Source organism: Cellulomonas endometrii (genome assembly GCF_949769265.1).
Taxonomy (GTDB): domain Bacteria; phylum Actinomycetota; class Actinomycetes; order Actinomycetales; family Cellulomonadaceae; genus Cellulomonas; species Cellulomonas endometrii.
This window is the reverse complement of record NZ_CATKPC010000006.1, coordinates 115,480-137,109: the sequence shown is the minus strand read 5'-3', so window position 1 is coordinate 137,109 and position 21,630 is coordinate 115,480. Positions and strand designations below refer to the sequence as shown.

Below are 21,630 nucleotides of genomic sequence, written 5' to 3'. Positions count from 1 at the left end.
GGCGTCCCACCGTCGCGCCAGACGACGGCAAGCATTCGTGACCTGCAGTAACGCAGCACCGTTTACGCGCTACGAACAGTGGACCTCGCCCGAACCGATCGCACGACGTCTATACGGTGCGTGGATGCGAGCCGGTGCGACGGCCCGGCAGATCGCGGACAGCGCAGTCCGTCGCGCCCTTGACCGCCGCCCTGGCCGCGCTGTAGGACAGGGAGTGCACGCCACGGAGAGGCCCGCGAACGGGCCGGCCCGCACCGCGGCCTACCCGCCCCTGATCGGGGCGCACCCGTCCGGAGCACCACAGCCCGGGACGCAGACTCTGCACGCCGACCCGTCCGTGGAGGACCGGTGGCACGCACATGGCCGAGTTCGGATGGTGTGACCACGCGGGGGTATATCACCCACCGGACCTCATCGTCTCCCGCAAGGGCGCGCGGAACGTCTTTGTCCCGCAGCCTTCGATGCGAGGCTCATGGCCAGAGTTCGAGGCTCTCCTCGGGCCGGACCGGTACCCGGCCCTCCGCGCCATCGCCTCGACGGCCCGGCTCGTCGTCCGGCTTCGCGGGGAGCCGCTCGAGGTCCCCGCAGTCGACCTCGCAGATGTGCCACTGCGCGAGCTCCTTCCCGTGCGCCGGCCGTCCAGCTGGCGCGGCATGCGCCACTACGTCGGTCGCTACGTCGTCCACGACCCCACGGGGTACTACGCGGTCTGGCACGAGTCGCTCCTCGAAGGCACGCACCTCCGCGAGCTCGACTGGGAAGGCGTGCGCGACCTCAACTCCCAGGTCGTCCGGCTGGAGTGGGCGCTGCCGTCGGGGCGAGCCCTCTACCACTACCCGGACTTCCTCATGCGAGTCGACGGCGTCATGACCCTGATCAACGTCTCCGCCCGATACTGGCTGCAGGATCGCCGGCACGCGATCTTCGACCTCACGACGTTCACGTGCGAGCGCATGGGTTGGCGCCACGAAGTCGGCCTCGACGACGTCTCGCTGGCACGTCAGCGCAATCTCAGGTACCTCGAAGGGTTCCGAGGCGTGCTTAGGAACGAGCCGCCGTTCACGGTGACCGGTCCTCCGCCGCGATCGTTCTGGGGCCTGCGCGGACGCGAGGGCGGCGGCATCTTCGGTGGGCAGCGCGCGGCCGCTCGACTCTGGGCGCGCGACATGTCGTTCGACCCTGACGAGTACCTCGAGGACTACTCCCAGGTGTGGGTCGGCTCCCCGGTCCCCCCTCCGCGCCGCGAGTGGACGGCGCCGTGATGATCGAGAACTTCGTTCCCCAGCCCGGGATGGTGTTCAGGGACGACGAGGGGCCCGTCACCTACGCCTACATGAGCAAGGACCGCAAGACGGGCGAGACGTTCGCGGTCGTCGTCCGGGGCGACGAACAGGAGCGCATGTCGTACGACTCGTTCGTCTACCACGCACAGAATTCTGTTCCGCCTCCGCCGAACAACACACGACGGGACTTCATCCGGCAGACCAAGCTGCCCTTTGTCGACCCCCTCGAGCGGCAGGTGGCCGAACTGATGACCGGGCACATGCTCCAGGTGATCCACGGGGACAAAGACGGCTCGATCGACGGTCCCCGGCCGGAGTGGGTTCCCGACGACGATGACCCGTACAACCCTTACGTCACGACCTCCCCGCACCGGCGGATACTCACGAAGGTCGCAGAGCTGAAACGCTCACCGGACCCCCTGGTGAAGCAGTGGACGTGGCAGCACTGGTACAAGAAGGTGCGCGAGTTCCAGACCGACGGGGCCGAGTGCTTCATCGCCGCCGACAGGCTCAGCTCGATCAACGCTCTCGCCGCCTACGGCTCCAAGGTCCTGGAGATCGCCAAACGCCTCGGCGAGGAGCTCAGCGATCCCAGCATGTCGAGGAAGCCGCTCAAACTCCGGCTCGCCATGTTCCGCGTCCGCCTGTCGACGATCGAGGGCCTGGACGTCGACGCGCTGTCCGACCACGACCTGCAAGTGCCGTGGGAGTACGCCACGGCCGGCATGAACCTCGAGAAGCCGGCGTCGGTGCGGAACTCGCAGTCCATCCGGCCGAAGGGGAGGCTACAGGGGACCTACCCCGCCACCCGGCCTGGGGAAGTCGCCGAGCTGGACGTCGCGACGCTCGACGTCTACGCCCGATCGATCGTTTCGAAGTACATCACTGTCGACGCGATCTCCATCATCGACATCTACGACAAGTACCTCATGGCGGTCATGCTCGTTCCCCATCCGGCGACCGCACGAGACCTCTCCTTCGCCCTGTTCCGGGCCCTGCACGTGCCTATCCCCGCGATCCGCACGCCGCTGACGGGCCGCGCCTTCTGGCACGGCGCGCCGGGGAGGATCGTCTTGCCGTCGTTCGAAGAGATTCGCGCCGTCACGGCCACCGGCCGGCGATTGCCGCCGCGGGGCATATCCACCGCGCGTATGGACCGCGGAGGCAATTTCACCAGCTACTACCTCAGCGAGAAGCTCACGCGCGTGGGCATCCATTCTCAGTTCACCCACCCCGGACAAGGGAACGAGAAGCCGCACGTCGAGCCGTGGCACGGCATGCTCTCCGCGTACGCTCAGGCATTCCCAGGCGCGAAAGGAAACAATATCGTCAACCGCGGCAAGAATCCCGAGCACCAGGCAGAGCTCTCCATCGCAGACCTGGAGCGAGACATCTCGCGACGCCTGGCTTTCGACTACAACAACCGACCACACGACGGGAACGTCAATCCTAACGACCTTCGTGAACGCGAGAGCCCCACAGCCCGGTATGAGCGCTTTCTCCAGGGAGGCGGTTCACCGTCGATCATGTCGCGCCCGAACCTGATCTACGACTTCCTGCGCAATGCCCTGGTCCGCTTCGGGGAGTTCGGCTACAGGCACGGAAGCGTCCGTTACGACGACCGCAACATCTGGAACCTGAAGGACACCAGGCGCGGCCCGACCGGGCCGGACATCCAGATCGCGTGGGACGACTACGACCCCACGCGCATCTACTTCGAGAACCCGTACACCCGGCGCTGGGACGAACTGCTGGCGTACGACCTCGCTGTGAACTCGCGGGTGCCCTTTCAGGACGGCATCGAGGCCGCAGCCTGGGCGCACCATGACCTCGATCTGACGTTCGCCAAGGGCGATCAGAGCAGGGTGCTGGCCGCCATCTACGGTACCCAGCAGCGCGACGGGAACGGCAGCAAGGACTCCGAGCGCTCGCTCGCCCTGGAGTTCAATCGGTTCGTCCGCTCGCAGCACGACCGAGCCGAGCTGATCGTCAACCCGCTCGCGCCTGAGCCTACCGAGGAGCAGTGGTTCCAGGACCCCGAGGCGCTCGCCCGTGAGGCGGTCCGGGAACTTGACGACGTCGCCTACGAGATGGACCGGACGGACGGACGGCCGCACTGGGACATGGGGCAGTGATGTTCGACTGGACCAACCTCGATCGTTGGCCGGAGTACCACGAGGCCCTGTCCTTGCGCTGGCGTCGCCCCGACCTACCGGGCCATGCCGGATGGTGCATCCTCGACGACCCCGACACCACCGACCCGCACCAGGCGATGCAGTGCACGAGGCACGCACAGGTACTCGAGAGCCTCTTCAGCATCCAGCTGCGGGCCAAGATCGAGCGGCTGCTCGAAGACAACGAGGGAACCGGACCCGACCGCAGAACGCTTGTCGTCGAAGGTCCCTCGGGTGCCGGCAAGACCACCACCGGGATGTACGAGGTGCTGGACATGTGGCACATGGCGCTGGCGGGACCGCGCCCCAAGGGCGTCGACGCGAAGTTTCACCCGTTCGGCTACGTGGCCCTCGGGCGCCTGTGGAAGGAGCCCGCCATCGTGCGCGCGATGGCCGATTTTCTGAAGGTCACATACGCCGCCAGTGACAACACTCAGACCATCATCGGCTACCTCAACTGCTGGGCACCACACATCGGGTTGCGCGCGTTTATTATCGACGACGCAAATTTCCTCAAGCCGGACGACTCGGGGCGCACTGCGGACGGTTTAAAGAATCTGCTCACTTCGCTCAACTTCACCCTGATCTGGCTCGGCAAAGCTCCCATGAGCGAGAGCGCGTTGTTCAAGGTGAAGGAGAGCGCGTCGGCACTGGCGATCAGTGCGGTCGAGCAGATCGAACTCCGGGCGAGACGCTTCAGCACGGAGGAGGTCTTCGTGGACACAACCCAGCGTCGGGCCGAGTGGGGCAAGGCGATGTTCACCATGTCGAGCCAGCTGCACCTCTTGCGCGGCGATCCGACCGTCTGGCTGAGGGACGAGAACCTAAGCGACAAGATGTACGCGCGTGCCGACGGCCGTCTCGGCAGCGCCTACGAAGCGCTTCGGGAAGCAGCTCTCGACGCCGTCGAGGACCCGAGCGTGCGGTTCGCAGCAGCTCTGGGCGATGCCATCAACCGGCTCCCCGTCATCCGCAAGCCGAAGACCGGCTCGCGGCCATGGAGAAGCCAGTGACTCTCAAGACCGTGGACCCGCGCGAGTGGGAGCAGCTCGGGGGCTACCTGCTGCGGGTGGCCGACGCGTGGTGGTCGTCGGTCAAGGCTCTGCTGCAGTCCACCGCCCGCTGGACCAACCTACCGATGCCTGGCGACCTGCGGGATGTTTCGGGCTTCCCGGACGACGACGTCATCGAGGCGGTCACGCGCGTGTTCGGGTGCTCGGACGCAGAAGTACGCGCGATGACGATGTACCGCTTCCCACCCGGACTGTTTGGCCGCCCCGGTCATTCCGGCACCGCCGGCGCCGACCCCCGGTCACCATCCCTGATCAACGGGGGCGTGTACTGCGCCCCGTGCGTCGCCGACCGCCACTGGGACGTCCGCTGGCGCACGGGACTCTCGGTCGTCTGCGTGAAGCACCGTGAGTACGTGCGAGCCCGGTGCCCATCATGCGCACGCGTCGTCTCGCCCGAGAGCGTGGCAGCGGACTTGAGCCGCACCAGAGGGTTGCTCATCCACGGCAAGAGCGGCGTCTCGGGCTGCCCGGTGCACCTCGACGCCTACCCGGTTGCCGTGTCCACGGACCACCTCCGCGTTCAGGCGCTGATCGACGAGCTCCTCGCCGCAGCGAGCGGAGGAAGCTTCGCAGCAGCCGCCCGCTGTCGAGACGTGCTGCGGTGGGCCGAGTGGATTCACCGATGTCACGGAGACGCCACCTCACTGCTGACCGGCGGGATGGTCAACAGCGAAGGGCCTGACCTCGCCGAGCTGATCGGCACGAGCTTGCGGCTGACGAACCTGACCCCAGAGCGCGCTGCTCGCGATCCGGAGGTCGTGCGCGCGGTTCTCCGCCAGGCCACGTCAGCGTCAGCCCGCGGAGCGCCCCCTCGGTACGCGCCGTACGGCGCGGAAGTCGACAGCGTGCTCGCAGCACACCGGATCGCGACGTCGCGACCGATCCCTCTCCGGCGGTCTCCCGCGTCTCTGCGCGAGGACGGTGAGCACGGACGTCCACAGGTCATTCCGCTGAGCGAGTTCGGCTCCCCCCTCCGCAGTCACGTCGACTTCCTCACGCTCGACCGCGGGAGGGTACTGACCGCCATCTGCGCGGCGATGCCCCCGGACAACACGGCATGGGGTGCTACCGCTGCGGCGCTTCGCCTCCCCACGTCGCTCGGCCGGCGAGCGAGCGTCCTCGTCTCGCTTCTCGATCACCTGGAACGCGCCGATGCGTTCTGGTCTGCGGTCGAGGAGTACCGAGCCAGGATGACCGCGCGCGAGATCGACTTCGAAGCGCGCGCCGAGCGAGTCCTTCGCGACGACGGAGCCCTGGCGGCCGCGCGGCGCTCTTGGCCGCCCCTGGCGAACGAGGCGCAGGACGTCCTGCGCCAGTGGCTGCTCGAACGCTGGGCGTGCCAGTACATCGCCACGTTGCCGCTCGGCCTCGCCGGGCGGCGTACTGCGATGCATGACGTTCGGCCGCGGATCGACGGGCTCGTCGCCGAAGTGACCCCTGTCGAGCACGTGTGGAACACCTGGTCGCCGGAGGGCCGGAACCGTGCGGCTCGTTGACCTGCCGCCGGAGCGTGGCGAGTCTTTTCCGGGCTACCTGATGCGCGCCAGCCACACGCTCGAGACTCATCCGCGACGGCTGTACAGCTGGCTCGGCCTACGTCCGGGTGGCCACACGCTCCGCTACATCCCGCTGACTCTCGACGACCACACGATGGCGCGCGTCAGCTGGGGGCTCGAGCTGTCACCGACGAGGGTCCGCGCGATGCTGCTGGAGTCGTTCACCTCGCTCGACCTCAGCATGCTGACCGGATCGCGAGCGGGTACGGCGCACCGCGACGCCCAACGTGAGCAGTGGTTGTTCATGTCGGGCTCGCGATTCTGCCCGGAGTGTCTGCGGGAGGCCACAGTCTGGCGGAACTACTGGCAGCTGCCGTGGGCGTTCGTATGCCCCGACCACCGCGTGCTGCTCGTGGACTCCTGCCCCTCGTGCGGCCGGCGACCGGATCTAGTCGTGCGCCGTTCCGACCCGGAGGACGTCACGGCGGACATCCGCTGCCGCTGCGGCGCACCCTGGGCGGACGCATCTGAGGGCGCACCGGCGGACCGTTTCACGACCTGGGACCAGTTCGAGGTGCTGGCTGCGGCGCGGGATGAGGCAACGGAACTGTGGGGACGTCCTGTGGGTGGCAGGGTCTTCCTCGCGGCAGCACGAGGCACTAGTGCCGTGCACGCCGCCGCTCACCGAGAAAGCTCGTGGTCACGACGCCCGTACTTGAAGCCGCCCGCACGCAGCGCACAGCTCGCGGGAGCACTTCAGGCGTCGCGCCCAGTCGTCTTCGCCCCGTCGATCGACGCGGCCACCGACGCATTCGGCTACGCGCTGGCCGGAGTCCCCGGATGGGGCGAGGCTCGGGTCTGGGACCACCTTCCACCGCACTCGCCACTCGCTCCAGTCGCATGGAGGTGGCTGCATGGCAGCGGACGTCCGTCCGCTCGACTGGCTCGCGCGCACCGGGATGCATTCGCTCAGATCGCGCTGGACCCGCGACAAATTCCGACTCTCGCAGGGACCGATCTCCTGCCCGTGCGGTGGCGCACCACCAGCCGGCCTGCGCTGCCGATGCGGCAGGCAACGTTGTCCCTGTCGACCGCGCGCCTAGCCGGCGCGGCGACCTGGGCCGATGCTGGGAGCCTCATCGGGATCGACGGTAACTACGCCGGCCGGATAGTGCGGCACACGTTGCGAAGTCTCGGAGGCGACGCGGTCGCCGAACTTGCCGACGCCGCGGCAACGCTCGCCCGCTTCCTGATCCAAACGAATGGTCCAGCCCGATCGCGTCCGTTGCACCCGGCGGTCAGCCTCGCCGCCCTCCGCGAGATCCCAGCGAGCGTGTAGTCGACTTGGTCGCGCTCTCCCAGCACATGATGTCCGCCTGGGTCGTGAGTGAGAGTGATGCAACTCGGCAATCATTGCTAATCACACTGGCACACGATGATCGCTGGGTCGTTACCGACATTAAACCGACATGATTCCCCACTGTGACCCTTCGGTCCCGCGCGGACGGGGAGCGCGCCCCTGAGTCCACTGGTCCAGCTCGCTGGCGTCAGGCCCGCACGTCCACAGCCGGCGCACGCCGCGTGAGCCGACGGTAGCCCGGCCGAGTGCCGCCGGCCGGGGCCGTCAGTATCGGACCTACGCAAGCGTCGTGCCGGTCCACTCCATGTCCCTGTCGAGCTCCTGGGACGCGTCGGGGACGTGCACACGACCGGCCTGCCGCGCGCAGATCGAGACCTAGCGCGCGAGCGTGGCCTAGATACTGCGCCGCAGTTCCAGCCAATCGGTAGTGCGCCAGACGCCTGTCATGAATCCCACCTGGTCCACCATGTCGACGATCTGTGCGCCGGTCGCGCCCGCGGACTTCAGGTCCGCGGCGGCCCGACGGAGTTGTGCGACACCAGGATCCAGCGGATCGACCTGATGCTCACCGCACCAGTCAAGCCACGCCCGACACGCCGTGACCATGCGCTCATGGAGACTGTGGTCGTGGATGCTCATCGCTGACCCGGATCATCCGGAAGCGCCGGGTCGGTGAGCGGTTGACCACAGATCGCGCAGCACCGCACGCTGGCGGCCGTCCCGTGGGGGCACCGGCTACGACGCCTGGTCGTACGGACCGCGGACGCAACGATCCACAGCGCGTGACGGTTGTCGACCTGCCCGTGTCGACTCAGGTCGGCTCTCGGCCCTGAACCCAGTGGTTGAGCCGGAATGCCGGTCGGGTCGTCCACGGTGATGCCGCACATGTCCCACCGCTCGTGGATCGCGAAGTCGAGACCGTCGGTCGTCCCGACGATGACCCGCAGGGCGCCCCGGCGTTCCTCGGGCGCGTCGATGCCGAGGTCGCCTGCGGCTTCCGCGAGCGCCCTGGCGTTGGCGTGGCGGACCCGGGCGTAGGCAATCTGTGCCGCTTCGAACCCGCTCGTGACCGCGTCCGCGCATTCCTGCCGTTCGGTCAGCTGGCGTGGGCACACTCTCCCGAGATGGCCACCGCTCACGCACGGTGCCGCCGCGTCGCAGTCCTCGCGCACGCCGGACGGGTCCATGTCGAGCAGGCGTCGGCGCCCCTCGGCCCGGTCACAGTTCGCAACCGCACCGCCGCGCCCGGTTTCGTCGTCAACCATCGGGCGCCTTCTCGGAGAGCACGTCGATCGCCACGACCGGCGTTGTGCGCCGGACGGTGGCGTACGCGCGCGGGCCGAGCGGCTCCACGGCGAGGTACATGTCCTCGCCGACGACGATCCCGTCCGTCATGGCGGAACCGGCCAGGTGCGTCACACCGGACAGCCGAAGAGCTTGATCGTCGCGCCGCAGCGCTCCGAGCGGGAACCCCGGCAGACTCGGGTCGGTGCTCTCGGTCAGGCGGGTGACGGTGACGTGGTCGATGTCGAGGGAGTCGATGAGGTGCCGCGCACCGGAGCTCGTGGTGATAACCCATCGCCCGGGGTGGCGCATCGGGTCAACCGGCGTCGTCATCGCCATCGGCTTCGTAGCCGGTTGCCGCGCTCGGGTGGACCGTGGGGTGCATCGGGGGTCGCAGTCCACGCAAGACGTCTTGGGCGAATCCAGTGGAGTCGAACTGCCCGGTGCGCCAGTGCGCCCAACAGGCGGCGGCCGCCGACACGTACCGTTCGTGCTGGGTTGCCCACCAGTTCCACGCCACGATCACCGCGACCCTGGCGTCGGCATCGGTGAGGACGACGGGCCTCCAGACCGTCAGGTCGCGCGCCACCAAGGCGTACTGCTTGAGGACCGCGTCGGCGGGCAGGACGTGCTCGTCGGACTCCCACCCCAGGATGCGAGTCGGGTCAGGGCGCAGGCTCATCACTGTCACCTTCTTCGGTGTCTTCGTCATCGGGGTTCTGCGGCGCAGTGTCGGCTCGGTGGAGGACCGAGATGATGTCGGTGGCGTAGCCGGCTACGTCGAACACCCCGGTGCGCCACGCGGTCCAGAACGCGACAGAGGCGGCGGCCACCTTCTCGCGCAGCGCGACGTACGAGGACCACGTCGTCAGGACCGCGACCCGTACCCCCTGATCGACGAGCACGACTCGTGCACCGCGTGCGAGCTCGTCGAGCAGCTCGGGCATCCGGTCGCCCGCCTGGTCGACGGGGATCTGGATCTCTCGCGCACCCGTGGGCTCGCCGTCGTACGGCTCGTCGTCGATCGACTCGTCGTCCATCGGCTCGTCGTCGCGGTCGTCGTTGGTCTCGATCGGCTCGAGCGTGCCGCGGTACTCGCGTGTCGCCGCGTCCACCGCGGCCTCGAGTCCGCGCACGAGGACCTCCATGCCGCGCTCGACGCCGAGGTCGACCTGCCCCACGAGGAACCTGGCATCCCCGCTCAGCGTGACGCCCGCCAGCACGTCTGGTTCCCGCGGGACGGTCCGCGGTGGCTGCATCAGCCCGATCTCGAACATCCGGTCGAGCTGGCTCGCCGCGAACCGGAGACCGGCCGGGCCGGTCTCCTCAAACTGGATCACCGCGTCGCTAGCGAGCTCCACCCGGACCGGCAACGACCACGGGCGGTCGTTGCCGGTCACAGCGGGTCGTCCTGCGGGAAGGCCGGCAGGCCGGCGAGCTCCTCGGCTTCGACGTAGTCGATCGACCTGACGCGTCGCTGGATCCAGAACCCGTAGTCGGCGCCGCCGGGGTCCCAGTCGAACAGGTACTTGTGGCGGTCGCCGACCCTGATGACGCCCGAGTCGCCGTGGAAGAGCGACGTGACCGACATCAGCGGCACCCACCGACCGTCGCCAGGTCCCGACGAAGACCAGGGGCCCGGGTCACGCAGCAGCAGGTCTGAGTCCAGGTCCAGGAAGTACGCCGTCGGAGACTCCGAGCGGACCGCCCAGACGCCGGTCGCGTCGGCAAGCACGAGCTCGTCGACGTGCAGGCCGCTCATCGCCCGCCCCTGTGCACCACGAGCGGCCGGTGCTCATCCCACGGCTCAGGAGTGGGGTCGCCATGCACGGTTGCACGGACCTCCACGTCCGGCGTCCGGCCCGCCGAGTGCTCGACCATGGTGCGCACGGCGCTCTCGTATCCCCTGCGCCATCCGCGCCGGAACTCCTCGCGCGCCCGGATCCCGCCCGAGACCGCCACGATGGCGATCGCGAAGCACGCGAGCGGGACCGCCATCAACTCCCCGGTGAGCAGCGAGGCGATGCCACCGACGAGCGTGGCTGAGGCCATCGCGAACGTCGGGGCCCACCACCGCACCTGGGCGCGTGCCGGACGCGACGGTCGCGGTGCCCGGCCTGAAGAGTCGAGGTCTCGCATGGCTGCCTTCCCTCGTTGGGTGGCGTGGCTCGTCCCGCATACCCAGGGCGCTGCATCGAGCGAACGCCTCTGTCACTGGCATCGTCGGCGGCGCCGGCACCAGTGGCTAACTCCACTCATAGTAGACATGTGTCGCCCGGCGTCAAGGGCTGAGCTCCATCGCGGGAAGCCCGCGGCGGCGTTCAGGACGCTGTAACGTCTAGACAATGAGGGCCTCCGTTGACTCCACTGATAGGGGGTCGAAGCCGCGCCAGCTTCCTCATAGCGTCGATCGGGTGCAGCGTCAGGAACCCGAGGCGACTCAGCTGCGCGCCTTCGGTGCGACGCTCCGGCTGATCAGAACGGATGCGGGTCTGACCCAGGAGCAGCTCGGCCACGCCGCCGGCGTCGGACGCACCTACATCGGGGAAGCGGAGACCGGAGTCCGCAACCCCACCCTCACCACGATCTGGCAGCTGGCCGCAGCTCTGCATGTCTCGCCCAGATCGTTCTTCCCTTACGTCGAGCCCCAGGACCCGGCGGATGGAACCGCGAGCCTGCCACGCGCTTGATCCGAAGTGCACGACTTCAGCGCAGCGCAAGCGAGGGAGCGTCCGGTGGACGCCTCGGCATCTGGGGCGCAGAGTGACACCGGTGGGTGCTCTCGGGCGCCGTATCGTCGTCCGGTGCCCAACGATGAGATCAGCGCGCTCCCTGGGCTGACAGCGTGTTCCTTGTGCGCTGGCGAAACGCTGGGCAGCGCGGACCCACTTGCTGGCGGTCAGCTGGAGCGGTTGCGCCGGCTCTCGAACGCCGGGCTCGCACGGCTGACGACTGTGGAGTGTCTGGACGAGTGCGAGCGCGGGGATGTGGTTGTTGCTCGCCCGAGCTCCGTCTGCCGTGCCGCGGGCGCTGCTCCCGTGTGGTTTGAGAGGCTCGCAGGTCCGGCTGCGACGGCCAAGCTCGGCGAGTGGCTTCAAGCCGGCGGCCCCGGAGCGCGTGCGCTGCCGTCTTCTCTGGCGGATCTGATGATCCGCCGTCCGGTCGACACTTCCGACGATTCCGAGGAGGTGGCCTCGTGAGAGCGGCGCAGCCGGCGTCCGCTGGTGCGGACCCCCGCGGGCGAGGCCATGACGTCGTCACGACCTCGCCCGCGGTGTCTCAGCCGACCCGGATGAACTTCGGGTTCGACTGCCAGATCTCGCGGATCTGAATCGCCTTGCCTGGCACGGGGGCGTCCACCTGGAGGTTGCCGCCGGCGTAGATCGAGATGTGCCCGGGTGACCAGATCAGGTCGCCCGGCTGGGCCTGGTCGCGAGGAACCTCGACGCCGGCATAGCGCTGGTCGCCGGAGGTGCGCGGCAAAGAGATCCCGACCTGGGCGTAGACGTACGCCGTGAAGCCGGAGCAGTCGAAGCCGCTGGGGGTCGTGCCACCCCAGACGTACGGGATACCGACGAGGCTGGAAGCGATCTCGACGATGGCGTTGCCGTTCGCGCTGGCTGGTGCGGGCGCACCGACCGGCTCGGGTGCGGGTTCCGTCACGGTCTCCGGCTCGGAAGCGCGCGACCTGCTGGTCGGCTCCTCCGCGACCGGCTCCTCCTCCACGACAGGCGGAGGCGGCGGCGGGGTCACCGCGGTGACGCCCGGGTTCTCGAACGTCCAGGTCGCCTCGGCGGGTGCGGCGACGACCGGTGCCGCCTCCACGATGGCCCGCGCATCCTCGGTCAGCGCGGACAGGTCCACCGACGCGGAGGCGACGCGACCCTCGTGGTCGGCGTACGCGGGTGCTGCAAGCAACGACACAGCGAGGCCGGAGGTGGCGAACACCGCTCCGGTCCGGCGGCCGGCGGTCGCCATCTGGTGGGATGCGAGTATCCGCGCGTCGGTGAGCGCGGTGTGTGCAGGGCCGTCGGCACGGTGACGCGCGACGGTCGCATGACGTGTGGGCATGGATGTCTCCTGCCGCCTGCGGGGTGAGCTGTCGGGTTCGGGCGGGAGCCGCCCGGCCGGTCCGTAGACCGGCTTCACCCCAAGGGCACTGACGTGCCCGCAATCGGTGGTTCCCCCGTTCCTGCCACGTGTGGTGAAGAGCCGGGTGGTGGCAGGACTCGGCGTCCACCCGGATCGCTCAGTTGCGGCTGAGCGCGATGAAGGGTCGTGCGCGGCGTAGGCCCGCGCCGACAGAATTCGCGGTACGGCTGAGTCAGTCCTCCTCTCCTCGACCGGTCCCCTGACCGATCGCGTCGTCGTGAGTCACGACTTGTAGACCCAGTGCCACGGTTCGCGGGGCGTGTCCTCGACGAATCCGAAACGTCCGGCGTTCGTGCGCATCCACGCCTGGGCGGTGTCGTCCAGGTCCAGGTCCACGGCGACTCCCCACCCGTGCGGGCTGGTGCCGGGCTTGGCGGCCAGACCACCCTGGGAGTACAGGCCCTTGCGGCGCGCGACGTCGACCTGCGCCTCATAGGACCGGTAGGAGTCGGTGATGCCGAAGTCGACGCCGTCCCTCGCCGCGGCAGCCATGAGCCGCTCGAGTGCCTGCCCGGCGGGCGCCCAGAGCCGGTGTCCGGTGTCGCCGATCTCCCGCAACGCGTCCGGGGGGATCTGGCCGTTGCCGTACTCGGCCAGATCGGAGGGAACGCCTTGCGCGTTCCGGGTGCCAGTCGGGCTCTTCGGTGCCAGTTCGTTGACCGCGCCGTCGAGCGCGGCGGCGAACGCGTCGCCGGACCGGGCCTGGGAAGGGACGGTGCGCATGGTGGTGAACCCGCCGAGGAGCTGGCGGATCTCCACGATTCGGGCTGTGGTTCCGGTGATGCCGTCCATGGTTCCTCCTGACGGTGTTGGTGAGTGCGGACTGGGCTGTTCCGCGGTCATCGCAGCCCCAGGAGCGGTGCGGGGTCGACGGTCTTCCCGCCGACGTAGACCTCGAAGTGCAGGTGGCATGCGCCGGACAGGCCGGTGTTCCCGGAGTACCCGATGAGCTGCCCTCGGGTGACGGCCTGCCCTGCGGTCACCACCGAGCGCGTCAGGTGGTTCGAGGAGCTCATGAGGGACTGGCCGTTGACGGTGCCGTAGTTGAGCATCACCTGGTTGCCGAATCCGTTGCGCCACTGCGACCACTGCACGGTGCCGTCCCTGGGCGCGTAGAGGGGGGTGTTGCAGTAGGTGCGCAGGTCGATACCGGCGTGCAGCCGGTAGTAGCCGAGGATGGGGTGCAGGCGCATGCCGTAGTTGGACGTGACGTACATCGGCTGGATCGACGTCGGGTTGGAGAACAACGCGCCGGACGAGCTCGCTGGTGCGGCTGGAGGCGCGGCCGGCGGCGCGGCCGGAGGTGCGACCGGAGCGGGAGGTGCGGGCGCCGCAGGAGCGGGCTGGGCGGGGCTGCTGGGGCGAGCTTGCTGAGCGGCGGCAGCTTCTTGTTCGGCTGCGATCCGCGCGACCTCGGCATCCGCGCTGGCGCGCACGGCATCCGCCTGCGCCTGTTCGGTCTGTGCCTGGCCCTTCAGACCCTCGATCCGCTGCGTGGCAGCGGCCTGCTCGACGACAGCGCGTTCCAGCGCCGCGCTCTGCTCACGCTGAGCATCAAGGGCCACTCGAGCGGCTTCGGCTTCTGCCGCTGCGGCCTCCTCCAGCTCGGCGAGCGACGCGACGACCGAGTCCAGCCTGACCTCGTTGCTGCGACCGGCTGCCTCGAGCTCGGCCAGCTCGGTCATCGTCTGCGACTGCAGCCGCTGCGCGGTCGAAGCGGTTCTCGCGCGCTCGATGAAGTCCTCGATCGACGAGGCGCCGACGGCCACCTCCAGACCTGTGGAACGGGACCCGCCCTGGTACGCCGCCCGCGCCAGCTGAGCCACGGTCGCGCGAACGTCGTCGGCGCGTGCGGAGTCCTGCTCGATCCGGGTGATGAGCTGCGCGTGAACATCGGTCGCGTCCTGCAGCTCCGACTGCGCGCGGGCGGCGTCACGTTGAGCGGCGTCGGCTGCACTGGTCGCCGCGTCGAGGGCGGCCTGGGCAGCGGGCAGTCGGGCCTTGGTCTCCTCCAGGGCGAGGACCGCCTGGGCGAGGTCGGCGGACAGGTCCTCGACGGACTCCTGAGCGAGCTCGTACTGTCGCTGTGCTTCTGCAGCCCGTTGCTGTGCCGCCTGCTCCTTCTCGTCGAGTGGATCGGCCTTTGCAGGCAGGGACGGACCGACCATCACCGTGACGAGAAGGGCCGCCGCGGAAGCCGCAGCAAGCATGGGCAAGTGTGCGGCCGTGACCCACGACCACCGCCTGGCCGTGCTCACCACGGGCCGCTCGACGGATTCGACGCGGCAGCATCCATGTCGGCTCGCAGCCGGCGGTAGAGGTCGGTGTCGATGTCACCCGAGGCAAGCCACTCGTCCAGGGCGGCGCGCGGGCTGCTGGAGCGACGGGCAGGGAACAGCCGCGAGACGCCCCACACGGCCAGGGCTATGACCGCTAGCCACGCGGTAGTCATGAAGAGCCACCCGGCGGAGCTCATCTGGCACCACATGCCCATGAGCCCCTCAACCGGTGACCGCCTTCGACGCCTCGCATGACGTCAAGACTGCGGTCGGGGCGTCAAGTCTCCACGGTTGAACGATGAAGTTTCGATCAAGATACGGGCGGTCGGGACCAACGACATGGGGTCCCCCGATCTCCTGGTTCCTACCGTGTGCCCGCCGCCGCGCCCTCTGGTCGCGCGCTGGCTGCCGCGCCCTGAGGCGCTGCACCCGCTAGGAGCAAGGGATCCCCGTGTTGGGCCGTCGTCCTGGCCGGCTGACGTTCATCGTCTCCGGCGCCCTCGTTCCGATGCTCGTGCTGGCCGTCGCAGCGATGATCATCACCTGGCCGACTGAGCGGCGTCCGACCGCTCGCATCATCGAACCCGTCGAGGTGCAGTACCCCTCTGGCGTGGTCACCAGCACTTCGCAGGAACGGTGCGAGGGGACCGTCGAGGACCAACGCTCGGACGGCAGCATCCCGGAGACGGTCACCTGCATGCGTGTCACGGTGGACGTCACCACCGGCTCCGAGGCCGGACGCACCGTGCGGGTGTGGGCGACCGCCACGTTGACCCCAGCGGAGGTGCGTGCCGGTACGCGCGTAGTCCTCGAGTGGTATCCCGCTACCGATGCAGACCGCGAGGTGTGGGCATGGCACGACTTCCAGCGCACTATCCCACTTGGCGCGCTGGCACTCGCTTTCGGCGCGTCGATCGTTGCCGTCGCCGGCCGGCGTGGTCTCAGGGCTCTCGTCGGGCTCGGGGCGGCGTTCGTCGTGATCGGGTTGTACGTCCTTCCAGCGTTGCTCGCTGGTGAGAACGCCGTGGTCGTGGCGCTGGCCGCCTCCACTGTGATCATGACCGCAGTGCTGTACCTGGCTCACGGCCTGTCGCTACGGACCTCGACCGCGCTGATCGGCACGCTCGCCGGGCTCGCGCTCACGACGGGTCTCGGCGCGGCCGGCGCCCGCTGGGCACATCTGTCGGGAGTCACCACCGAGGACGACTACAGACTCGCCCAGCTGCTTGGAGATGTGGGCGCGGTGTCGCTCAGGAGCCTCTTCCTCGCCGGACTCGTCCTCGCCGGGTAGGCGTTCTCAACGACGTCACGATCACGCAGGCGTCGGCCGTGTGGGAGCTGAGGGCAGCCTCCCCGGCCGCGACGCGAACCGAGCTGTTCCGCGGCGGGATGCGCATCGGCCGTGACCACATCGCCTCGACCGTGTACACCATCGCGTTCGCCTACACGGGCGCGTCGCTGCCCGTCCTGCTGCTGCTGCTGATCTACCAACTTCCGCTGGCTTCCACGCTCACGAGCGGCCAGTTCGCCGCGGAGATCGTCCGCACGGCCGTTTCCTCCATCGGCCTGGTGCTCGCGATCCCCCTCACGACGGCGATCGCGGTGGTGATGGTCACGGCCACCGGGGACGGTGTGCCACGCCCCCGGCACAGGTACGGAGGTCACGGCCATCACCACGGCGCCTGACGCGCGTGTGACTGGCTGAGCTCAGGCGTCGACCGTCCGGCTCGGGAACGACGCCGGGGACATCTCGTGCCCTCCGACGTCGTGTGGTCGGGAGGCGACGAGGACGATGACGACCAGACCTGCACCGATGCTCGCCAGCGACCACAGCTGCGGCTGCGTCAGCCAAGCGACGAGCGGGCTGTTGGTCCGCAGAAACTCGACCTGGAACCGCGCGAGCCCGCTCAGGACCAGGTAGGCCCCGAACAACGCTGAACCCGGGACGCGCTTGCGGGCCCACCACAGCACACCCGCGACCACGAATGCCGCGACCGTCTCGTACAGCTGGGTCGGGTGCACCGGGACGTTCGTGGGCACCGCGCCGTCAGCGAACGTCATCGCCCATGGCAGGTCCGACGGCTTGCCGTAGGTCCCGTCCCCCGCGAAGAAGCACCCGAGGCGACCTACGCCGTACGCCACGCTGAGCGGGATGGCGGCAGCCCCGGCAGTCGTGCCGAGCGGAAGGCCGTGGCGGCGGATCACCACGAGCGCAGCGACCACCCCGGCGATGAGACCGCCATACCAGGTGAACCCCATGCCACCCAGGTGGTGCCACGTCAGGTCGTCGAGGTTCTCCAGCACGAAGTACACCTTCGCGCCCACGAATCCCCACACCGTCGCCCAGAACACCAGGGCATGTGCTGACTCGCGCTTGAGTCCCAGACGCGTGAACTCGCGTCCCAGGAGATGGGCGGCGAGCAGCGCGGCACCGGCCTTGCTGACCCCGTAGGTCTGCACGTCGATGCCGAACAAGCTGAACAGCACGGGGCGCACGTCGGTTCCGTTCGTCGAGTGACACCGCCGGTCGACGGCCTGGTCAGCGTCCTGCCCGCGGATGAAGCGCGGCGCATGACTCCCGTTGCAGTTCAGTGAAGAAGCAGCCGACTCAGGCCGCGACCGACGATCAAGATTCAATGAAGTGGCACGTCGAACGCTCGTGCTGTCGTCTGCGACTCCGCACAATGTCCGCATGACCCCACCCGCTGTCGCTCTGCGCGCCGTCGTCGTGGACGACGAGCAGGCGCTCGCCTCGGTCGTCGGTGGGTACCTCGAACGCGAGGGCTTCGAGGTCGCTCTGTGCCACGATGGCAGCGCGGCCGTTGCACTGCTGCGGGAGGTCGACCCCGACGTCGTCGTCCTCGACCTCGGCCTGCCCGGGATCGACGGTGTCGAGGTCTGCCGCCAGCTGCGCACGTTCTCCGACTGCTACGTCGTGATGCTCACCGCGCGCAGCGACGAGGTCGACACGCTCATCGGGCTGTCGGTGGGAGCCGACGACTACATGACCAAGCCGTTCAGCCCCCGCGAACTCGTGGCTCGCATCCGCGTCATGCTGCGCCGACCCCGGCGCTCGGCCGGGGCGGTCCCCGCGGATGTGCCCGACGCGACTCGCACCGTCGTGGTGGGCGGTCTCACCCTGAACCTCGACGCGCGCGAGGCCCACGTCGACGGCGAGCCGATCTCGCTCACCCGGTTGGAGTTCGACGTGCTCGCCGCGCTCGCGTCCCGCCCCGGGGTGGTGTTCTCGCGCGCGGCGCTGATCCGCGCCGTGTGGGGCGAGGGCTGGGTGGGCGACGAGCACCTCGTCGACGTCCACGTCCTTCACGTGCGGCGCAAGCTCGGTGACACCGCCCAGCAGCAGCGATTCGTACGGACAGTTCGCGGCATCGGCTATCGCATGGGTCCGGGATGAGGGCCCGCGACACCGTCGGCCCGGGAAGTCTCGGCCGACGTCTGCTGATCTCGATCGTCCTGGTCCTGGTCGCCGCGGCCACCACCGCGTGGGTGGTCGCGACCGTCGTCGGGCCAGCCCTGTTCCACGAGCACCTCGTCCGCGCGAACATCCAGGACCACGAGCTCGCGGACCTGCACATCGAGGAGGCGTTCCAGTCCGCCAGTACGATCGCGCTCGCGCTGGCCATGGTTGTCGCCGGTATCACCGCCCTGGCCGTCAGCGTCGTACTGACCCGCAGGATCGGGCGATCGGTCGCGCAGATGTCCCGGGCAGCCCACCAGGTCGGGGCGGGTCGCTTCGACGCGCGAGTCCCGCTGCCCGGGATCGGCGTGGAGTTCGACGAGCTCGCGCACTCCTTCAACGCGATGGCCGCTCGCCTGGAAGGCGACGCGCACCTGCGCGAGCGGCTGCTGACCGACGTCGCACACGAGCTGCGCACCCCGGCCGCGACGATCGTGGCGTACATGGAGGCCATCGAGGACGGCGTGCGCGTCATGGACGCCGAGACCATCGGGGTCCTCAACGATCAGGCCCAGCGGCTCACCCGACTCTCGCGAGACCTGGCCGCGGTCACCCGCGCCGAGAGCGGCGACCTGGAGCTGCAGCTAGCCGATGTCGCCGCCGGCGAGCTCGTCGACGCTGCCGTGCTCGCCGCACGGGAGAAGGCCGAGGCGGCAGGCGTCATCCTGCAGGCCGGCGACGTCCACAAGCGAGCGCGAGTACGGGTCGATCGGGTCCGGATGGCCCAGGTGCTCGACAACCTGATCGTCAACGCCATCCGACACACCCCGCCCGACGGGCAGGTCACCGTCGGCGCTACCACCGCCCCGACGGGGACCGTGGACTTCACCGTCAGCGACACCGGCGAGGGCATCCCCGCCGAGCACCTTCCCCACGTGTTCGAGCGGTTCTACCGCGTCGACAGCGCCCGTGACCGGGGCCACGGGGGATCCGGTGTGGGACTCGCCATCTGCCGGGCCCTCGTGCAGGCGCACAGCGGCACGATCCATGCGCGCAGCGACGGCACCGGCCGCGGGGCGCAGTTCACGGTGTCACTGCCTGCCGCACCGCCCGAACTGCACCAGGGCTGACCAGCGGACCGGACTTCATCGAAACTCCATGATCGCGTGATCAATCGCGCAGGCAGCGGGCGTGAAAGTGGAACCATGCCCAGCACGCCCGGCGCCCCGTTGAGCGACGCCCTCCCCGTCATCACGGTCGTACGATCTCCCGCTTGCCACCTGTGCGACGACGCTCTGCAGATCCTGGCGCGCCTCAGCGAGCACACGCCGCTGACGATCGACGTCCTCGAGGTCCGCTCCGACGAAGGAGCGCGCTTGGTCGCCGAACACCGGCCCCCGATGAGCCCGCTGGTGTTGCTGGACGGGCAGTTCGTCAGCTCGGGTCGGTTGCGCGCGGGGCGCCTGCTCGACCTCCTGCGCCAAAGAGGCGTCGTGGTACCGCTCGTGGCGGTGCAGTGACGTGGGCTCGCAGCTCCTGACCACCGGAAGCGTGCTCGCGGCCTTCTTCGCTGGCGGGGTCGCGCTGTTCGCGCCGTGCTGCATCGTCTTCCTCGCGCCCAGCTATCTCGCCGGAGCGGTCAAGAACCGGCGCTGGCGGCTCCTGCCCCTCACGTTCGTGTTCGCGGCCGGGCTGGCGACCGTGCTCCTCCCGATCACGCTCGGCGTCAGCATGGTCGCCGGGGCAATCGCGCGCTACCACGCCCCGCTGTACTACGCCGGTGGTGCGCTCATGCTGGGTCTGGCGGCGCTCGCCCTGTCAGGACGCATGTGGTCGCTGCCCAGCGCACTGCGTACACCGGACACCCGACGTGGCGACACCGGCAGCTTCTTCGCGCTCGGCGTGTTCTCAGGGATCGCATCGAGCTGCTGCGCGCCCGTCCTGGCTGGAGTGATGACCCTGTCAGCGCTCTCCGGGTCGGCCGCCGGGGGACTGCTGCTCGGGCTCGCGTACGTCTTCGGCATGGTGTTCCCCCTGTTCGTCATGGCGCTGGTCTGGGACAAGGCACGCCTACGTGACCGCACGTGGATGAACCCGCGGCTCGTGCGCCTGCGCGTGGCCGGCCGGACGCTGGTCACCAACACGCTGAACATCGCTGTTGCCATCGGGTTCACGGTCATGGGCATCGCCGTCATCCTCCTGGCCGGGAGCCCCGACATGACCCGCGGGACCGAGGCGCAGGCGGCTATCGGGCGCACCCTTACGCAGATCTTCACCCGCTTCGAGGACTGGACAGCGCCCGTTCCCGAGCCGCTGCTCGGACTCGCCCTGGTGGCGGTGGCAGCACTGTTCGTCTGGGGGACGCTCTCCGAGCGTCGACGCACCCACCGAGCGCGGCCCGACGCAGCAGAGCCCGACGGTGCGCCCGCTAGCGAGGCGAGCTGCCACGAGCACCACAACGAAGGAGCAACGCGATGACGTCCGCCACGGCAGCCCGTAAGCAGCGCGCCGCAGCCCTCGCCAAGGTCCGCCACGACCAGCGTCAGCACGAACGCCGACGCAAGGTCATCATGACCAGCGCTTCCGCGTTCCTGATCGTCCTGGTCGCTGCCGTCGTCACCGTGGCGCTGCTGACCTCACGCGAGGTGACCTCCACGGACGCCGGCCCCGCACCCGACTTCACCCTGCAGACCACCGCCGGGGACACCGTCCGCCTCTCCGACTTCCAGGGCTCGCCGGTCATCCTCTACTTCAACGAAGGCGCCGGGTGCGGGTCCTGCCTGCAGCAGATGGGCGAGATCGAGAAGGACCCGGCGTTCGCCGAGGCCGGCATCACCGTTCTGCCGATCGTCATGAACACCGCCGAGCAGATCACCGCGGACATGAGCACCTACGGCGTGACGACTCCGTTCCTGCTGGACGACGGCACCGTGTCCGAGCAGTACGGAACCCTCGGCACCGGGATGCACGAAGGACTTCCCGGCCACAGCTTCGTGCTCGTCGACGCCGACGGGGTCCGGCGCTGGTCGGGCAACTACCCGTCCATGTGGCTCGCTCCCGACGAGCTCCTCAAGCAGGCGCAGGCCAACCTCCCCGCATAAGACCAACCGA

General features: G+C 69.1%; 25 protein-coding genes and 1 riboswitch. Of the genes, 14 read left to right on the top strand and 11 right to left on the bottom strand.

All coding sequences use genetic code 11. From position 1 onward, the window contains the following. Positions 1–359: 359 nt before the first annotated feature. From QNH85_RS08920 to QNH85_RS08900, 5 genes are read left to right on the top strand one after another with little or no spacing between them, the layout of a single operon-like run. Entirely contained in the window at positions 360–1,262 is a 903-nt protein-coding gene (locus QNH85_RS08920) for a hypothetical protein (RefSeq protein ID WP_282945852.1), read from the top strand. Further along, the gene (locus QNH85_RS08915; RefSeq protein WP_282945850.1) at positions 1,259–3,418 is read left to right on the top strand and encodes a hypothetical protein; all 2,160 of its coding nucleotides are present in this window, start codon (positions 1,259–1,261) and stop codon (positions 3,416–3,418) included. Before QNH85_RS08920 ends, QNH85_RS08915 begins: the two co-directional genes overlap by 4 nt. Continuing rightward, positions 3,418–4,470, top strand: a complete 1,053-nt coding sequence (locus QNH85_RS08910) for a hypothetical protein (RefSeq protein WP_282945848.1) — start codon at positions 3,418–3,420, stop codon at positions 4,468–4,470. Before QNH85_RS08915 ends, QNH85_RS08910 begins: the two co-directional genes overlap by 1 nt. Continuing rightward, positions 4,467–6,026: a hypothetical protein gene (locus QNH85_RS08905; protein ID WP_282945846.1), complete on the top strand. Its 1,560-nt coding sequence runs from the start codon at positions 4,467–4,469 to the stop codon at positions 6,024–6,026. Before QNH85_RS08910 ends, QNH85_RS08905 begins: the two co-directional genes overlap by 4 nt. Beyond that, positions 6,013–7,365 (top strand): TniQ family protein, encoded by a 1,353-nt coding sequence (locus QNH85_RS08900; protein ID WP_282945844.1) that lies wholly within the window; start codon positions 6,013–6,015, stop codon positions 7,363–7,365. Before QNH85_RS08905 ends, QNH85_RS08900 begins: the two co-directional genes overlap by 14 nt. Positions 7,366–7,779: 414 nt before the next feature. Here the strand turns inward: QNH85_RS08900 and QNH85_RS08895 are convergent, their stop codons facing one another. From QNH85_RS08895 to QNH85_RS08865, 7 genes are all read right to left on the bottom strand, one after another. Beyond that, a complete protein-coding gene (locus tag QNH85_RS08895; protein ID WP_282945843.1) occupies positions 7,780–8,025 on the bottom strand; it encodes a hypothetical protein in 246 nt (81 codons plus the stop codon). After that, entirely contained in the window at positions 8,022–8,651 is a 630-nt protein-coding gene (locus QNH85_RS08890) for a hypothetical protein (RefSeq protein ID WP_282945842.1), read from the bottom strand. The genes QNH85_RS08895 and QNH85_RS08890 overlap by 4 nt, the downstream gene beginning before the upstream one ends. Continuing rightward, positions 8,644–9,009 carry a hypothetical protein gene (locus tag QNH85_RS08885; protein WP_282945841.1) on the bottom strand — a complete coding sequence of 122 codons (366 nt, stop codon included), beginning with the start codon at positions 9,007–9,009 and terminating at the stop codon, positions 8,644–8,646. Before QNH85_RS08885 ends, QNH85_RS08890 begins: the two co-directional genes overlap by 8 nt. Continuing rightward, a complete protein-coding gene (locus QNH85_RS08880; protein WP_282945840.1) occupies positions 8,987–9,352 on the bottom strand; it encodes a hypothetical protein in 366 nt (121 codons plus the stop codon). The genes QNH85_RS08885 and QNH85_RS08880 overlap by 23 nt, the downstream gene beginning before the upstream one ends. Beyond that, complete coding sequence (locus tag QNH85_RS08875; RefSeq protein WP_282945838.1) at positions 9,336–9,893, bottom strand: hypothetical protein; 558 nt, start codon at positions 9,891–9,893, stop codon at positions 9,336–9,338. The genes QNH85_RS08880 and QNH85_RS08875 overlap by 17 nt, the downstream gene beginning before the upstream one ends. A 173-nt stretch (positions 9,894–10,066) precedes the next feature. Further along, positions 10,067–10,432 (bottom strand): hypothetical protein, encoded by a 366-nt coding sequence (locus QNH85_RS08870; protein WP_282945837.1) that lies wholly within the window; start codon positions 10,430–10,432, stop codon positions 10,067–10,069. Continuing rightward, positions 10,429–10,722, bottom strand: coding sequence for a hypothetical protein (locus QNH85_RS08865; RefSeq protein ID WP_282945835.1), 294 nt, complete (start codon positions 10,720–10,722; stop codon positions 10,429–10,431). The genes QNH85_RS08870 and QNH85_RS08865 overlap by 4 nt, the downstream gene beginning before the upstream one ends. A 362-nt stretch (positions 10,723–11,084) precedes the next feature. Between QNH85_RS08865 and QNH85_RS08860 the strand changes: the two genes are divergently transcribed. Together QNH85_RS08860 and QNH85_RS08855 are read left to right on the top strand one after the other, a co-directional pair. Beyond that, on the top strand, positions 11,085–11,360 hold the full coding sequence (locus tag QNH85_RS08860) for a helix-turn-helix domain-containing protein (RefSeq protein ID WP_282945833.1): 276 nt from the start codon (positions 11,085–11,087) through the stop codon (positions 11,358–11,360). 114 nt (positions 11,361–11,474) lie between these two features. Next, positions 11,475–11,870, top strand: a complete 396-nt coding sequence (locus tag QNH85_RS08855) for a hypothetical protein (RefSeq protein ID WP_282945832.1) — start codon at positions 11,475–11,477, stop codon at positions 11,868–11,870. 79 nt (positions 11,871–11,949) lie between these two features. Here the strand turns inward: QNH85_RS08855 and QNH85_RS08850 are convergent, their stop codons facing one another. The 3 genes from QNH85_RS08850 to QNH85_RS08840 form a co-directional block, all read right to left on the bottom strand. After that, on the bottom strand, positions 11,950–12,648 hold the full coding sequence (locus QNH85_RS08850) for a C40 family peptidase (RefSeq protein ID WP_282945830.1): 699 nt from the start codon (positions 12,646–12,648) through the stop codon (positions 11,950–11,952). A gap of 92 nt (positions 12,649–12,740) precedes the next feature. After that, a riboswitch (cyclic di-AMP (ydaO/yuaA leader) is annotated at positions 12,741–12,915 on the bottom strand. A 129-nt stretch (positions 12,916–13,044) separates the two neighbouring features. Continuing rightward, positions 13,045–13,614: a M15 family metallopeptidase gene (locus tag QNH85_RS08845; RefSeq protein ID WP_282945828.1), complete on the bottom strand. Its 570-nt coding sequence runs from the start codon at positions 13,612–13,614 to the stop codon at positions 13,045–13,047. Positions 13,615–13,661: 47 nt separating this feature from the next. Then, positions 13,662–15,032 (bottom strand): peptidoglycan DD-metalloendopeptidase family protein, encoded by a 1,371-nt coding sequence (locus QNH85_RS08840; RefSeq protein ID WP_282945826.1) that lies wholly within the window; start codon positions 15,030–15,032, stop codon positions 13,662–13,664. Between the two features lie 520 nt (positions 15,033–15,552). On the opposite strand from QNH85_RS08840, the gene QNH85_RS08835 reads away from it, so the two are divergent. Then, positions 15,553–16,392, top strand: coding sequence for a YibE/F family protein (locus tag QNH85_RS08835; protein WP_282945824.1), 840 nt, complete (start codon positions 15,553–15,555; stop codon positions 16,390–16,392). Between the two features lie 38 nt (positions 16,393–16,430). Next, positions 16,431–16,787 (top strand): YibE/F family protein, encoded by a 357-nt coding sequence (locus tag QNH85_RS08830; RefSeq protein WP_282945822.1) that lies wholly within the window; start codon positions 16,431–16,433, stop codon positions 16,785–16,787. Between the two features lie 21 nt (positions 16,788–16,808). Here the strand turns inward: QNH85_RS08830 and QNH85_RS08825 are convergent, their stop codons facing one another. Beyond that, positions 16,809–17,588, bottom strand: coding sequence for a prolipoprotein diacylglyceryl transferase (locus QNH85_RS08825; protein ID WP_282945820.1), 780 nt, complete (start codon positions 17,586–17,588; stop codon positions 16,809–16,811). A 205-nt stretch (positions 17,589–17,793) separates the two neighbouring features. Here QNH85_RS08825 and QNH85_RS08820 point away from each other — a divergent pair, with 205 nt between their 5' ends. From QNH85_RS08820 to QNH85_RS08800, 5 genes are all read left to right on the top strand, one after another. Continuing rightward, on the top strand, positions 17,794–18,516 hold the full coding sequence (locus QNH85_RS08820) for a response regulator transcription factor (RefSeq protein ID WP_213281873.1): 723 nt from the start codon (positions 17,794–17,796) through the stop codon (positions 18,514–18,516). A 92-nt stretch (positions 18,517–18,608) separates the two neighbouring features. Further along, on the top strand, positions 18,609–19,649 hold the full coding sequence (locus tag QNH85_RS08815) for a sensor histidine kinase (protein WP_282945819.1): 1,041 nt from the start codon (positions 18,609–18,611) through the stop codon (positions 19,647–19,649). A gap of 75 nt (positions 19,650–19,724) precedes the next feature. Then, positions 19,725–20,039 (top strand): thioredoxin domain-containing protein, encoded by a 315-nt coding sequence (locus QNH85_RS08810; RefSeq protein ID WP_213281871.1) that lies wholly within the window; start codon positions 19,725–19,727, stop codon positions 20,037–20,039. Between the two features lies 1 nt (position 20,040). Then, on the top strand, positions 20,041–20,997 hold the full coding sequence (locus QNH85_RS08805) for a cytochrome c biogenesis CcdA family protein (protein WP_282945817.1): 957 nt from the start codon (positions 20,041–20,043) through the stop codon (positions 20,995–20,997). Further along, positions 20,994–21,620 (top strand): peroxiredoxin family protein, encoded by a 627-nt coding sequence (locus QNH85_RS08800; protein ID WP_282945815.1) that lies wholly within the window; start codon positions 20,994–20,996, stop codon positions 21,618–21,620. Before QNH85_RS08805 ends, QNH85_RS08800 begins: the two co-directional genes overlap by 4 nt. The last annotated feature ends 10 nt before the right edge of the window (positions 21,621–21,630 follow it).